The following is a 13,323-nucleotide window of genomic DNA, read 5'->3' as shown; positions in this document are numbered from 1 at the left end:
CCGCAGCGTGGCGGCGGGATGCGGGAGATCGTCTGCCAAAGGCCTATTGGGCCGGTGCCGCAGGCTGGGTCGGTGCCGCAGGCGCGCTAGGGGCAGGCGCCGTTGCCGGCGTCTCGGTTGGACCCGCATTGCCATTCTGCATCGTCGGCGCGGGTGCTGCGTCGGATTGCTGCTGCTGGAGCTGTTGGCCGGGCTGCTGCGGCGCCACCTCGTTCGCCTCGCGGCGGCCCCAGATCTCGACTGGAATCCAGACCACGAAGGCAAGGATCAGCGCCACGAGCAGCACGGTCAGGATACGGTAACCCATACGCCCCTGCTTTGCCTTGACCGGCGGGATTTGCTGTTCCTTGTGAAGCTTTCCGTCGGATTTTTCCCAGCGTGTTTCGGTCTGATGCGCCATCATCGTCTCCTTCCGCTGCCTTGGCGGCCGATCTGGCCGCAAAGAACTTCGCAAGGAAAACGGGTGGCCGTCTGGAAGGTTCCGGGCTCAAGCGTGCCGCGATCTTGAAATAGCCAAACCGCCGCAGCTTTGGCGCGAGATGCCGCTTAGAGCCTTTCCGGGTTAGATTGAAGCATTCTGTTGGCTCAAACGGAGCCGGATGGTCGACCGGCCGGCGCGTGTCGTAGCCCAGTTCTACGGCCAAGCCGGCCGGTCGACCATCCGGCTCCGTTTGAGCCAACCCTCCCGCAGATTTGCCTGGCAAATCTGCAAGACTTCAGAATCGCCGGACGCACTTATCGCTTCGCCACCGCGAAGCGGTGCGGGCCGGTGGGCCGGGCATCTTTCCGCCAGGATCAAAGGCGATCGGCTCGGACGTACCTGGGGGTATGCCCTTCGCCAATCGCCTTTGCCCTGACGCAAACTTGCGCCAGCAGAATGCTTCAAGCTAATCCGGAAAGGCTCTAATAACCGGCGGCACGATCGATCACGAACTGCAGCGGCTCGCCGCGTTCAAAACGGGCGATCTGCATCTCGACATGGCGGAACAGCGCGTTCTCTTCGGAGACCGCCGCGTCATGCGGGGTGATGAACACATTCTCCAATTCCCACAACGGGCTGTCGGCGGCGAGCGGCTCCACTTCGAAAACGTCGAGAGAAGCGCCGCCGAGGGTCCCTTCCCTGATGGCCGAGACGATGTCGGTCTCGATCTGGCTCTTGCCGCGCCCGGCATTGATGAAGACCGGCTGTCCGAGCGCACCGTCGCGGCGGAGCTTCTTAAATAGTCCGCTATTATAGAAGCCGGTCGTCTCAGGCGTCAGCGGCAGCAGGCCGACCAGAATGTCGGTTTTGGCAACAAACCGGTCCAATTCGCCCGCGTCGAATGTCTCGACGCCCTCAATTGTTTTGCGGGTGCGCGACCAGCCGATGACGTTGAAACCCATCACTTTCAGCTTGGCGACCGCATCCAGGCCCAGAATGCCGAGTCCCATGACGCCGATGGTCACCTCCGCCGCTTCCGGCGCAATCAATTTGGCCCATTCGCGCCGCCGCTGCTTGACGTCATGGGCATATTGACCGCGCAGATGCATCAGGCACTGCATGACGATCCATTCGCTCATGCGGGTGGTCAGGCTGCGGTCGACGAAACGGACAATCGGAACGTCAGGCAAGCCGGCCATACCGATGATGTGATCGACGCCGGCACCACCCGAGAAGATCACCTTGAGGTTCGGCGCGCGTCGAAAGAGATCGGCATCCGGCTTCCAGAGAAGCGCGTATTCCGTTTCGCTGAAATCACGCTCGCGATTGGCGGGATCGGCCAGATTGATGCTGCCGCGGTCGGCAAAGGCCGTTTTCAGGACGCGGGCGACACCTTCGGGGTTGAACTTGATATCGACGAGGACGGGAGGACGAACTGACATGATCTTCTTTACTGCTGCACGGCGGGCGTCGGCACCGCCTCAATGTTGAAGGCGGCCGCCATGAGTGCCTTGGTGTAATCGTCCTTCGGCGCGCGGAAGATTTCCGCGGACGGTCCCTGCTCCACCACCTTGCCGAAACGCATGACGATGACGTCGTTGGCGAGCGCCTTCACCACCTTCAGGTCGTGGCTGATGAAGAGATAGGCGAGGTCGTGCTTCTTCTGCAGATCGCGCAACAGGTCGACCACCTGCGCCTGCACGCTCATGTCGAGCGCGGATGTCGGCTCGTCGAGCATGACGAAACGGGGCTTCAGCACCATGGCGCGAGCTATGGCGATGCGCTGCCGCTGGCCGCCTGAAAATTCATGCGGATAGCGCCAGCGGGTCAGCGGATCGAGGCCTACCTCCTCCAGCGCCCAGCAGACACGCTGGTCGCGCTCCTCGGCGCTCAAGGCGCGCTCATGCACCTTCAGCCCTTCGGCAATGATATCGCCGACCGACATGCGGGGGCTGAGCGAACCGTAGGGATCCTGAAAGACGATCTGCAGCTGGTTACGCAACGGCCGCATTTCGCTGAACGAATAGCCGGCTATATCCTTGCCAACGAAGGCGATCCGTCCCTGCGAAGAGATCAGCCGGGTGAGCGCCAGGCCCAGTGTGGTCTTGCCGGAGCCGGATTCGCCGACGACGCCGAGCGTCTGGCCGGCGCGCAGCGAAAGATCGATGCCGTCGACCGCCTTCACATGATCGACGACGCGGCGCATCAGCCCCGCCTTGATCGGGAACCAGACACGGATATCCGAGCCTTCCATCACCACCGGCTTCGACGGATCGGCGAGCGGCGGCTCGCCGCGCGGTTCCGAGGCAAGAAGATGGCGGGTGTATTCATGCTTCGGACTGGCGAAGACCTCTTCGACAGTCCCGGTCTCGACGATTCGCCCCTTGGTCATGACGCAGACGCGGTCGGCGAATTTGCGCACGATGCCGAGATCATGGGTGATGAACAGCAGCGACATGCCGTGTGCCGCCTTCAATTGCCGGAGAAGCTCGAGGATCTGCGCCTGTACGGTGACGTCGAGGGCCGTGGTCGGCTCGTCGGCGATCAGCAGTTCCGGCCGGTTGGCGAGCGCCATGGCGATCATGACACGCTGGCGCTGACCCCCGGAGAGTTCGTGCGGATAGGCCTTCAACCGCTTCTCGGGCTCGCGGATGCCGACCTGGTTCAACAGTTCCAGCACCCGCGCGCGCGCCGGCTGTCCGATGAGCCCCTGGTGCAGGGCGAGGATCTCGGCGATCTGCTTCTCGATCGTATGAAGCGGATTGAGCGAGGTCATCGGCTCCTGGAAGATCATGGTGATGTCGTTGCCGCGCACCTCGCGCAGCGCCCGCTCCGATGCCTTCAGAAGGTCCTTGCCCTTGAACAGGATTTCCCCGGAGGGGTGGCTTGCCGAGGGATAAGGCAGAAGCCGCAGGATCGAGTTGGCCGAGACCGATTTGCCGGAGCCGGATTCGCCGACGAGCGCCACGACTTCGCCCTTGGCGATATCGAAGGAGATCCGATCGACGGCAATCGACGTTTCGCCGCCCTGATGAAAGGCAACCGAGAGATCGCGGACGGAAAGGAGTGGTTCTGTCATGTCACTCATTGAAACGTCTTCCTCGGATCGAAGGCGTCGCGCACGGCTTCGCCGATGAAGATCAAAAGAGAAAGCATGATCGACATGGTGAAGAAGGCCGTCAGCCCGAGCCAAGGCGCCTGCAGGTTGGTCTTGCCCTGGGCGATCATTTCGCCGAGCGAAGGGGAGCCGGGCGGCATGCCGAAGCCGAGGAAATCGAGCGACGTCAGCGTCGTGATCGAGCCTGAGAGAATGAAGGGCAGAAAGGTGAGCGTCGCCACCATGGCGTTCGGCAGCAGGTGGCGCCACATGATGGTGCGGTTGTTGACGCCGAGCGCACGCGCGGCGCGGACATATTCGAAATTGCGGGCGCGCAGGAACTCTGCGCGCACGACGCCGACAAAGCTGACCCAGGAGAAGAGCAGCATGATTCCGAGCAGCACGAAGAAGCCGGGCGGCAGGATGGCGGCGATAATGAGCAGGATATAAAGCACCGGCATCGACGACCAGATCTCGATGAAGCGCTGCAGCAAGAGATCGGTCAGGCCGCCGAAATAGCCCTGCACCGCCCCTGCCGTGACGCCGATAATCGCCGAGCAGATGGTCAACGCCAGGCCGAACAGCACCGATATGCGGAAGCCGTAGATAACGCGCGCCAGCACGTCACGCGCCTGGTCATCGGTGCCGAGCCAGTTGAGATTGCCGAGCGTGCAGCCGGGATCGTTCGCGCCTTGCGGATAACCTGAGCAACGCTCCTCTTTGGTCATCAGCCAGAAGGGGGGAGTCGGAGCCGAATGCGGAATGTTCGAGTTGACCGAGCGGTAGGAATAATGGATCGGCGGCCAGATCATCCAGCCATTGGCATTGATCTCATCTGCTATCACCGACGAGCGGTAGTCGGTTTCGGCGAGGAAGCCGCCGAATTTCTCCTCGGGATAGTCGATCAACACCGGAAACAGGATCTCGCCCTTATAGGAGGCGATGATCGGCCGGTCGTTGGCGAGGAATTCCGCGAAAAGGCTCAGCACGAACAGCAGCAGGAAAAGCCACAACGACCAATAGCCGCGGCCGTTCGCCCGGAAATTCTTCCACCGACGGATATTGGTCGGCGACAGCAGCCCCTTGCGCGGCGGTTTGACCGGGTTTGCGGTGGCAGGATTTGCGGCGGCGTCCATCAGACATCCCTCCGCTCGAAATCGATGCGCGGATCGATCCAGGTATAGATCAGGTCTGAGATCAGGCTGACGAAAAGACCGAGTAGCGAGAAGATATAGAGTGTCGCGAAGACGATCGGATAATCGCGGTTGACCACCGAGAGATAGCCGAGGCGGCCGAGGCCATCGAGCGAAAAGATGTTCTCGATCAGCAGCGAGCCAGTGAAGAAAGCGGAGATGAAGGCACCGGGAAAACCGGCGATGATGATCAGCATGGCGTTGCGGAAAACATGGCCGTAAAGCACCTGCCGCTCATTCAGACCCTTGGCGCGGGCTGTAACGACATATTGCTTCTTGATCTCCTCGATGAAGGAATTCTTGGTCAGAAGCGTCGTGGTGGCGAAGGCGGCGAGTGAAAGCGAGATCAGCGGCAGGGTGAGGTGCCAGAAATAATCGAGCGGTTTCTGCCACCAGGCGAGCTCACCGAAATTGTCGGAAACGAGGCCGCGCAGTGGGAACCAGTCGTAGAAAGAGCCGCCGGCGAAAAGCACGATCAGCAGGATGCCGAAGAGGAAGCTCGGAACGGCATAACCGACGACGATGACGCCCGAGGTCCAGACGTCGAAGGTCGACCCGTCCCTGACCGCTTTGCGAATGCCGAGCGGGATGGAAATCGCATAAGAGAAGATCAGGATCCAGATGCCGAGCGAGATCGACACCGGCAGTTTCTCCTTGATGAGGTCGAGCACGGAGGTATTGCGGAAGAAGCTCTCGCCGAAATCGAAGCGGATGTAATTCCACATCATCTCGCCAAAGCGCGTCAACGGCGGCTTGTCGAAGCCGAACTGTTTTTCGAGCTTGGCGATCAGCTCCGGATCGAGCCCCTGGGCGCCGCGATATTTCGAGCCTTCGTCGCTGCCGCCGCCACCTAGCAGATCTCCGCCGCCGGACAGGCGCTGATCGGCGCTGTCCGCCTGGCCGGTCAGCTGGGCAATCACCTGCTCGACCGGGCCGCCGGGGGCAAATTGCACGACGATGAAGGAAATCGCCATGATGCCGATAATGGTCGGTATCATCAAAAGCAGGCGGCGAATGACATAGGCGCCCATCAGCCTTCAGCCTCCGGGAAAGTATTTCTTGTCTGCACGCCGTTCAGTCCAATGCCGCTCAATCCGCCAGCCTTCCCTTGCCGGCCCCGCCGGCTTTTCGTGATTCGCTCGTGCCATTTGGAGCCCAGTGCCCCAGTATTGCAAGCCCGCTCATTTTGCCGAGGTCGACCACCAGGCATCGGGGAAGCCAAGGCTGTAGGCCGGGAACTCGGCAGGATGCGTTACTGTGTTCCAATAGGCGATATTAACGGTATCGCGGTAGAACAGGGGGATGACGTAATGGTTTGCGAGCAAGACTCGGTCCATTGCCTTGATCGCAGCGACCTGTTCATCGCGGTTCGGCGCGAAGATAATCATGCGGATGAGCTCATCGACGGCTGGATTGGCGATGCCCGCGTAGTTGCGAGAACCCTGCTGGTTGACAGAGCCGGATCCCCAATAGTCGGCTTGCTCGTTGCCCGGATTCATTGTCTCCGCCCAGACATTCCAGATCATATCGAAGTCAAAGCTGCGTTCGCGGTTGACAGCTTGCGAAGCGTCGACTGTCCGAACTCGCGCATCAATGCCGATTTTCTTGAGATTGCTGGCATAAGGCACTGCCCAGCGCTCCAACATGGGGCTCGACAATAATATCTCGAAACTCATTGGCTGGCCGGTCTTGGTATTGACCATGCGATTGCCCTTCAGCTCCCAGCCGGCTTCTTTCAGAAGAGCAATCGCCTTTCGGAGGTTGTCGCGGCTTTTCTGCGGATCACCGCCAACGGGATTGGCATAGGGTGTCGTGAAAACCTCCGGCGGAACCTTGTCCTTCATGCTCTGCAGTATTTCCAGTTCACGACCCTGGGGCAGGCCGGAGGAGGCGAGCTCGGTGTTCCAGAAATAACTGTCGATGCGCTTGTAGCTGTTGAAGGCAACCGTGCGGTTCAGCTCCTCGAAATCGAAACCGTAATTCAGTGCCTCGCGGACGCGCTCGTCCTTAAAGAGGTCACGCCGCATATTGGGTACCAGAGCCTGCAGAATGCCGGTGGAGCGCAGCGGATTTGCAACCTCTTCCTTCTTGAGGCGACCTTCCTTGACGGCGGGGAAATCATATCCCGTCGCCCAGCGGGCAGCCGTCGTCTCCTGCCAAAAGTCGCTGTTGCCGGCGCGAAAGGCTTCGAATTCGACGTCCCGATCACCGAAATAGGTGTAGATGACGTTGCGGAAATTGTTCTGGCCGACATTCACATTGAGATCCTTGCCCCAATAGTCGTCACGCAGTTCATAACGGATCGTCGCTCCGGGCGAGAAGGACGCGATCTTGTAGGGCCCTGAACCCATCACTGGTTCGAGCGTCGTCTTTGAGATGTCGCGCGGCTTGCCGTCCGGTCCCTGCCCCTCCCACCAATGTTTCGGCACAACGACCAACTGGCCGAGAATATTCGGAAGCTCGCGGTTGTTCTTCTCGTCGAAAGTGAAGGTGACGTCGCGATCGCCGGTCTTTTCGGCCTTTACCACGTGGCGATAGTAGTTTGCGGTGGCGGGATTGTGCTCCTTGGTCTTATCCAGGCTGAAAATGACATCTTCGGGCGTCACCGGCTGCCCGTCCGCCCATTTCGCCTCTTTGCGCAGGCGAAAGGTCGCACGCGAAACGTCTGCGGGAAAGGACAGTCCTTCGGCGAGCAGGCCGTAGGACACAAGCAGCTCGTCATCGGCGGGCTTCATCAACGTGTCGAATACCAGCGTCAGGCCTACCGCCGTCTGACCTTTTGCAAGGAGCGGATTAAAGGTGTCGAAGGCGCCGCTCGCGGAAAGGCGCAGATCTCCGCCCTTTGGGGCATTTGGATTGACGTAGTCGAAATGAGCAAAGCCCGGCTTGTATTTCATTTCGCTGATGACCGAGCTTCCGATCTGAAACGGCTGCTCTTCACCCATTGCCGTCAAAGGCGTCAAAGCACCCGCAAGCGATAGAAACAGACCGATTTTCGACCACAAAGTCGCCATTCACGCATTCCCCTGAATATTGAGCGATTAGACAATACGAGAAATAGGGGCGAAAAACAGGAGAGAGTTTGGTTTTTGGCCGGCTCGCGAAATTTTGAGCCGCCAGTTCCCGTCAGGAACGCCAGTGCTTGGGCGCCGCGGCGATCCGTCACCGGCTCGTGCTGCATCCGTCCGCCAAATCATCGATTCACCAAAATCGCTTTTCACGATAGATTCGAACGCAAATCACTTCAGCAGCGGCTCAAGGGAACAGCATGGCATTCGGCTTCGCTCAAGCTTTCAGGACATTCGGCAAACTGGCAATTGCCGGCGCGATCGGTGCCGGCCTTGCGGCCGGCGACGTCGGCGCCGAGCAGAAGACGCCAAGCCCAGGCAGCGCCAAGGCGCTGTTCGCAGGCGTCAGCCTGCCGACGCAGGGGCCGGCGCAGCCGATCGGCTTTTATGCAAAGGGCTGCATGACCGGCGCGGTGGCGCTGCCGACCGACGGGCCGACCTGGCAGGCGATGCGGCTTTCGCGCAATCGCCGCTGGGGCAACCCGGCGATGATTGCGCTCCTGGAACGGTTTTCGCAGGATGCGGTCAAATATGCCGGCTGGCCGGGCATCCTCGTCGGCGATGTCGCCCAGCCGCGCGGCGGGCCGATGCTCAACGGTCATTCCTCGCACCAGATCGGCCTCGATGCCGATATCTGGTTCACCCCGATGCCGGCGCGCCGCATGACGGCTGAGGAGCGCGAGGACCTGCCCTTCACAAGCATGCTGCAGAAGGACAAGTTCCTCACCGTCAACCCGAAGGTATGGACGGAATCGCGGGCGCGGCTCCTGATGCTGGCGGCGAGCTATCCCGAAGTGGAGCGCATCTTCGTCAATCCGGCGATCAAGAAGAAGATGTGTGACACCTGGACCGGCGACCGTACCAACCTTGGTAAGCTCCGGCCGATATACGGCCATGACTCGCATTTCCACATCCGCATCAAATGCCCGCCCGGTGCTGCCGGATGTACGCCGCAAGCCCCGGTGCCCGCCGGAGACGGCTGCGACAAGTCGCTCGCCTATTGGTTCACACCGGCGCCTTGGGCGCCACCGAAACCGCCCAAACCCGGCGCCAAGCCGCCGAAGCCGCCGCGTGAGATGATGGTGTCCGACCTGCCGAAGGCCTGCGCCGCTGTGCTCGATGCCGCTTCCGTCGCTTCGATGCAAGCCGCCACCTATGGCGGGCCTTCCGCTGCAAGCGCGCTCGCCGCCGTTCCGGCAGCCGCGCCGGCTGATGACGACGAGGGGTTGCCGGATGTCGGCCCGTTGCCAAACGACAAGCCGGCGGTCCAATGAAGGGGCAGAGGCGCTGTCTTTCAAATCGCAAACACTTGGTATAAAGCGATCAAATCGATTGAATTGTTGGGGCGGAGATTCACTTCATGGCCGGCAGCAAATGCCTTGCGCTGATCGCGCATGACCAGAAGAAGGACGACATGGCGGCTTTCGCCCGCGCCAATCAGGACCTTCTTTCACACTGGAAGATCGTCGCGACGGGTACCACCGGCGGTCGGGTGCTCGATGCTGCTCCCGATCTCGACGTCATCAGGCTGAAAAGCGGGCCGCTCGGCGGCGACCAGCAGATCGGCGCGCTGATCTCGACCGGCGAAGTCGACGCGCTGATTTTCTTCGTCGACCCGCTGACGCCGATGCCGCATGATGTCGACGTGAAGGCGCTGATGCGGCTCGCCATCGTCTACGACATTCCGATGGCGCTCAACCTCGCGACCGCTATAAAGCTCCTACCCACCCTCGAAGCCTGATCAGCACGGAACCGGCCATGCCCAAACCCAGCCACAGCACCGCTCCGCTTCCCTTCCCGATCCTGATCGGCGATATCGGCGGCACCAATGCCCGCTTCTCTATCCTCAGCGATGCCTATGCCGAGCCGAAACAGTTTCCGAACGTGCGCACGGCGGATTTCGCCACGATCGACGAAGCGATCCAGAAGGGCGTGCTCGACAAGACGGCGGTGCAGCCGCGCTCGGCGATCCTCGCTGTCGCCGGCCCGATCAACGACGATGAGATCCCCCTGACCAATTGCGACTGGGTGGTGCGGCCGAAGACGATGATCGAGGGCCTCGGCATCGAGGATGTGCTCGTCGTCAACGATTTCGAGGCGCAGGCGCTGGCGATTGCCGCCCTATCGGATGAAAACCGCGAACGCATCGGCAGCGCCAGCGGCGATATGGTCGCCTCGCGCGTTGTGCTCGGTCCCGGTACCGGCCTCGGCGTCGGCGGGCTTGTGCATGCCCAGCATACTTGGATCCCGGTTCCCGGCGAAGGCGGCCATATCGATCTCGGGCCGCGCAGCAAGCGCGATTATGAGATCTTTCCGCATGTCGAGACCATCGAAGGCCGTGTTTCGGCCGAACAGATCCTCTGCGGACGCGGCCTCGTCAATCTCTACAACGCCATCTGCGTGGCAGACGGCATCCAGCCGACGATGAAGGATCCGGCCGAGATCACCTCGCACGCGCTGGCGGTTAGCGACAAGGCGGCCGTTGAGACCGTTTCGCTGTTTGCCACCTATCTCGGCCGCGTGGCAGGCGACATGGCGATGGTGTTCATGGCGCGCGGCGGCGTCTACCTCTCCGGCGGCATCTCGCAAAAGATCCTCCCGGCGCTGAAGAAACCGGAATTCCGCCAGGCTTTCGAGGACAAGGCGCCGCATAGCGCGCTGCTTCGCACGATCCCCACCTATGTCGTGACCCATCCGCTGGCGGCGCTCGCAGGGCTTTCGTCCTATGCGCGCATGCCTGCTAATTTCGGGGTATCGACGGAAGGCCGCCGCTGGCGGCGCTGAGCCTAGCGCGCGTCCCTCGGGATGCGCCGCGCTCTAGCCAAACCAGTCCCAACTCTTTATAGAGCCGGCCACGGTGCGCGCCACGTCCACGACGCGCCCATTCTCGGACAGGAAGCTTGATATTTGGAAGCCGTGGAAAGCAGAAAGCAGAGCGTCAGCAGCGATACCGTAACCGGCATCCTGAAGCGCATCATCGCTGAAAACGGCCGCGACCATCTCTGGGGTTATGTCTTCGCGATCGCCTGCCTCGTGGTCGTGGCGCTTTCGACGGCATTCACCGCCTGGATCATGCGGGCGATCATCGACGAAGCCTTCGCCAACCGCCGCGCCGATGTCGTCTGGATCATCTGTCTTTCGATCTTCGTCGCCTTCGTGCTGCGCGGCTTTGCCAGCTATGGCCAAGCTGTGGCGCTTTCCAAGGTCGGCAACAATATCGTCGCCCGCTATCAGCGCCGCCTCTATGCGCATCTGATGACGCTTTCCGTGGGCTTTTTCAGCGAGGCACGCTCGGCTCACATCGCAGCGCAGGTGAGCCAGAACGTCAGCGGCATCCGTGACGTGCTCAACCTGACGATCACCTCGACGGTGCGCGACCTCCTGACTTTCGTTTCGTTGATCGGCGTGATGGTCCTGCAGGACCCGCTGCTCAGCCTCGCCGTGTTCGTCATGGCGCCGCCGCTGCTCTATGCACTGCGTTATGTTTCCAAACGTCTTCGCTCGGCGACCCGTGAGGCCGTGCATCTGAACAGCCACGTGCTGGGGGCCATGCAGGAGACGATCCAAGGTATTGCCATCGTCAAAGCCTTTACGATGGAAGAGGAACTGGAGAACAAGGTCAACAAGCTCATCACGGCCGCCGAAAACCGGGCGAACCGGATTGCCCGGCTTTCCGAGCGAACCTCGCCGCTGACGGAGAGCTTCGCAGGCTTTGCCGTCGCCAGCGTGCTCGCCTATGCCGCCTATCGCTCGATCTATTACAATGTCGCCCCGGGCGCCTTCTTCTCCTTCGTAACGGCCCTGCTGCTTGCCTATGACCCGGCCCGCCGCCTTGCCCGCCTGCAGGTGCAGATGGAACGCGCCGTCGTCAATGCGCGGATGATCTACGAATTGCTCGACATGGAGCCGCGCCAGCGCGATCTGGCGGATGCCCGGCCGTTGACGGTGACACAGGCGCGCATTGAATTCCGCAATGTTTCCTTTGCCTACGGCAATGAAAGCGTGCTGAACAACGTGAGCTTTGTTGCCGAGGGCGGGGCGACCACGGCGCTCGTCGGCCCTTCGGGTGCGGGCAAATCCACCGTCATCAGCCTCATTCCGCGCTTCTACGATCCGCGCGAAGGCGAAATCCTGATCGACGGACAGGATATTGCCCACGTCACCAAGAAGTCGCTGCGCCACCAGCTCGCCTATGTCTCGCAGCAGCCCTACCTGTTCGAGGGCACGATCCGCGACAATATCCGCTACGGCCGGCCGGAAGCGACCGATGCCGACGTGGAAGGGGCGGCCCGGCTGGCCTATGCGCATGACTTCATCTCAGCGCAGCCGCAGGGCTACGATACCCCTGTCGGCGAAAACGGCGTGACGCTTTCGGGCGGCCAACGCCAGCGGCTTTCGATCGCCCGCGCTTTGGTGCGCAACGCGCCGATCCTGCTGCTCGACGAAGCGACCTCCGCCCTCGACACCGAATCCGAGGCCGCCGTGCAGAAGGCGCTCGAGGAGGCGATGACCGGACGCACCGTCGTTGTCATTGCCCATCGACTTTCGACCGTGGTGCGCGCCGACAAGATCGTCGTCATGCAGCAGGGCCGGGTCGTCGAGGAGGGCAATCATGAGACGCTTGCGAAGGTCAGCGACGGTCTTTACGCTCGCCTCAACAACCTGCAGAGGCCCTCGGCCTCGGATTCATACTAACATGGCGAGACTGACATGAGCGATGCTGCGATGAAACTGGTGGTGGTCGGCGCAGCTGGACGCATGGGGCAGACGCTGATCCGGCTGATTCATTCGATCGAAGGCGTGACGCTGCATGCCGCGATCGAGCGCGCCGGCTCCCCATTCGTCGGCAAGGATGCCGGTGAGATTGCCGGACTCGGGCCGACCGGCGTCATCATCGGCGACGACCCGCTCCAGGCCTTCCTTCATGCCGAAGGCGTAGTCGACTTCACCGCGCCTGCCGCCACGGTGGAGTTTTCCGGTCTCGCCGCTCAGGCCCGCATCGTTCATGTTGTCGGTACGACGGGCTGCTCGAGCGAGGACAACGCGAATATCGCCGCCGCGGCCCGCCATGCCCGCATCGTCAAGTCGGGCAATATGAGCCTCGGCGTCAATCTGCTGAGCGTGCTGACCCGGCAGGCCGCGCGGGCGCTCGAGCCCGCCGACTGGGATATCGAGATCCTGGAAATGCACCACAAGCACAAGGTGGACGCGCCTTCCGGCACCGCCCTCCTCCTCGGCGAGGCCGCGGCCAAGGGGCGCAACATCGACCTCGCTTCGAAATCGGTCAGGGTGCGCGACGGCCATACCGGCGCCCGCGAGGCGGGCACGATCGGTTTTGCGACGCTGCGGGGCGGCTCGGTCATAGGCGAGCATTCCGTGCTTTTCGCCGGAGAAGGCGAAATCGTCACCCTGTCGCACAGCGCGGCCGACCGTTCTATCTTCGCGCGCGGCGCCATCAAAGCCGCGCTCTGGGCGCGCGACAATAAGCCGGGTCTCTATTCCATGCTCGACGTGCTCGGGCTTTCTTCCCAATAAGGATACTAC

The 13,323-nt window shown here is 61.7% G+C and carries 11 protein-coding genes; 5 read left to right on the top strand and 6 right to left on the bottom strand.

Translation table 11 applies throughout. The features are described from left to right. Positions 1 to 43 precede the first annotated feature (43 nt). The 6 genes from NXC14_RS00950 to NXC14_RS00915 all read right to left on the bottom strand — a co-directional run bounded on the left by NXC14_RS00950 (position 44) and on the right by NXC14_RS00915 (position 7,725). Positions 44 to 403, bottom strand: a complete 360-nt coding sequence (locus NXC14_RS00950; RefSeq protein WP_085776570.1) for a hypothetical protein — start codon at positions 401 to 403, stop codon at positions 44 to 46. Between the two features lie 500 nt (positions 404 to 903). After that, complete coding sequence (locus tag NXC14_RS00935) at positions 904 to 1,863, bottom strand: glyoxylate/hydroxypyruvate reductase A (protein ID WP_085776569.1); 960 nt, start codon at positions 1,861 to 1,863, stop codon at positions 904 to 906. 8 nt (positions 1,864 to 1,871) lie between these two features. After that, positions 1,872 to 3,509 carry an ABC transporter ATP-binding protein gene (locus tag NXC14_RS00930; RefSeq protein WP_085776568.1) on the bottom strand — a complete coding sequence of 546 codons (1,638 nt, stop codon included), beginning with the start codon at positions 3,507 to 3,509 and terminating at the stop codon, positions 1,872 to 1,874. Then, positions 3,506 to 4,654, bottom strand: coding sequence for an ABC transporter permease (locus tag NXC14_RS00925; RefSeq protein ID WP_085776567.1), 1,149 nt, complete (start codon positions 4,652 to 4,654; stop codon positions 3,506 to 3,508). The genes NXC14_RS00930 and NXC14_RS00925 overlap by 4 nt, the downstream gene beginning before the upstream one ends. Beyond that, positions 4,654 to 5,742 (bottom strand): microcin C ABC transporter permease YejB, encoded by a 1,089-nt coding sequence (locus tag NXC14_RS00920; RefSeq protein WP_085776566.1) that lies wholly within the window; start codon positions 5,740 to 5,742, stop codon positions 4,654 to 4,656. The genes NXC14_RS00925 and NXC14_RS00920 overlap by 1 nt, the downstream gene beginning before the upstream one ends. Positions 5,743 to 5,892: 150 nt before the next feature. Beyond that, entirely contained in the window at positions 5,893 to 7,725 is a 1,833-nt protein-coding gene (locus NXC14_RS00915) for an extracellular solute-binding protein (protein ID WP_085776565.1), read from the bottom strand. A gap of 254 nt (positions 7,726 to 7,979) precedes the next feature. Here NXC14_RS00915 and mepA point away from each other — a divergent pair, with 254 nt between their 5' ends. The 5 genes from mepA (at position 7,980) to dapB (ending at position 13,314) form a co-directional block, all read left to right on the top strand. Further along, positions 7,980 to 9,053 carry a penicillin-insensitive murein endopeptidase gene (gene mepA / locus NXC14_RS00910; RefSeq protein WP_085776564.1) on the top strand — a complete coding sequence of 358 codons (1,074 nt, stop codon included), beginning with the start codon at positions 7,980 to 7,982 and terminating at the stop codon, positions 9,051 to 9,053. 86 nt (positions 9,054 to 9,139) lie between these two features. Continuing rightward, the gene (locus NXC14_RS00905; RefSeq protein WP_085776563.1) at positions 9,140 to 9,520 is read left to right on the top strand and encodes a methylglyoxal synthase; all 381 of its coding nucleotides are present in this window, start codon (positions 9,140 to 9,142) and stop codon (positions 9,518 to 9,520) included. A 17-nt stretch (positions 9,521 to 9,537) separates the two neighbouring features. Then, positions 9,538 to 10,563, top strand: coding sequence for a glucokinase (locus NXC14_RS00900; protein ID WP_085776562.1), 1,026 nt, complete (start codon positions 9,538 to 9,540; stop codon positions 10,561 to 10,563). A 123-nt stretch (positions 10,564 to 10,686) separates the two neighbouring features. After that, entirely contained in the window at positions 10,687 to 12,474 is a 1,788-nt protein-coding gene (locus NXC14_RS00895) for an ABC transporter ATP-binding protein (RefSeq protein WP_085776561.1), read from the top strand. Positions 12,475 to 12,489: 15 nt separating this feature from the next. Next, positions 12,490 to 13,314: a 4-hydroxy-tetrahydrodipicolinate reductase gene (gene dapB, locus NXC14_RS00890; RefSeq protein ID WP_085776560.1), complete on the top strand. Its 825-nt coding sequence runs from the start codon at positions 12,490 to 12,492 to the stop codon at positions 13,312 to 13,314. The last annotated feature ends 9 nt before the right edge of the window (positions 13,315 to 13,323 follow it).

Origin of the sequence: Rhizobium sp. NXC14 (genome assembly GCF_002117485.1) — a bacterium.
In the GTDB taxonomy this organism is placed as follows: domain Bacteria; phylum Pseudomonadota; class Alphaproteobacteria; order Rhizobiales; family Rhizobiaceae; genus Rhizobium.
The sequence above is the reverse complement of the archived record's forward strand: the minus strand, read 5'-3'. Positions and strand labels throughout refer to the sequence as shown.

Bases quoted from the DNA above. Each gene is read 5' to 3' on its own strand.
- dapB (WP_085776560.1), top strand. From the start codon at position 12,490: ATGAGCGATGCTGCGATGAAACTGGTGGTGGTCGGCGCAGCTGGACGC.
- NXC14_RS00925 (WP_085776567.1), bottom strand. From the start codon at position 4,654: ATGGACGCCGCCGCAAATCCTGCCACCGCAAACCCGGTCAAACCGCCG.
- mepA (WP_085776564.1), top strand. From the start codon at position 7,980: ATGGCATTCGGCTTCGCTCAAGCTTTCAGGACATTCGGCAAACTGGCA.
- NXC14_RS00900 (WP_085776562.1), top strand. From the start codon at position 9,538: ATGCCCAAACCCAGCCACAGCACCGCTCCGCTTCCCTTCCCGATCCTG.
- NXC14_RS00905 (WP_085776563.1), top strand. From the start codon at position 9,140: ATGGCCGGCAGCAAATGCCTTGCGCTGATCGCGCATGACCAGAAGAAG.
- NXC14_RS00950 (WP_085776570.1), bottom strand. From the start codon at position 403: ATGATGGCGCATCAGACCGAAACACGCTGGGAAAAATCCGACGGAAAG.
- NXC14_RS00930 (WP_085776568.1), bottom strand. From the start codon at position 3,509: ATGAGTGACATGACAGAACCACTCCTTTCCGTCCGCGATCTCTCGGTT.
- NXC14_RS00915 (WP_085776565.1), bottom strand. From the start codon at position 7,725: ATGGCGACTTTGTGGTCGAAAATCGGTCTGTTTCTATCGCTTGCGGGT.
- NXC14_RS00920 (WP_085776566.1), bottom strand. From the start codon at position 5,742: ATGGGCGCCTATGTCATTCGCCGCCTGCTTTTGATGATACCGACCATT.
- NXC14_RS00935 (WP_085776569.1), bottom strand. From the start codon at position 1,863: ATGTCAGTTCGTCCTCCCGTCCTCGTCGATATCAAGTTCAACCCCGAA.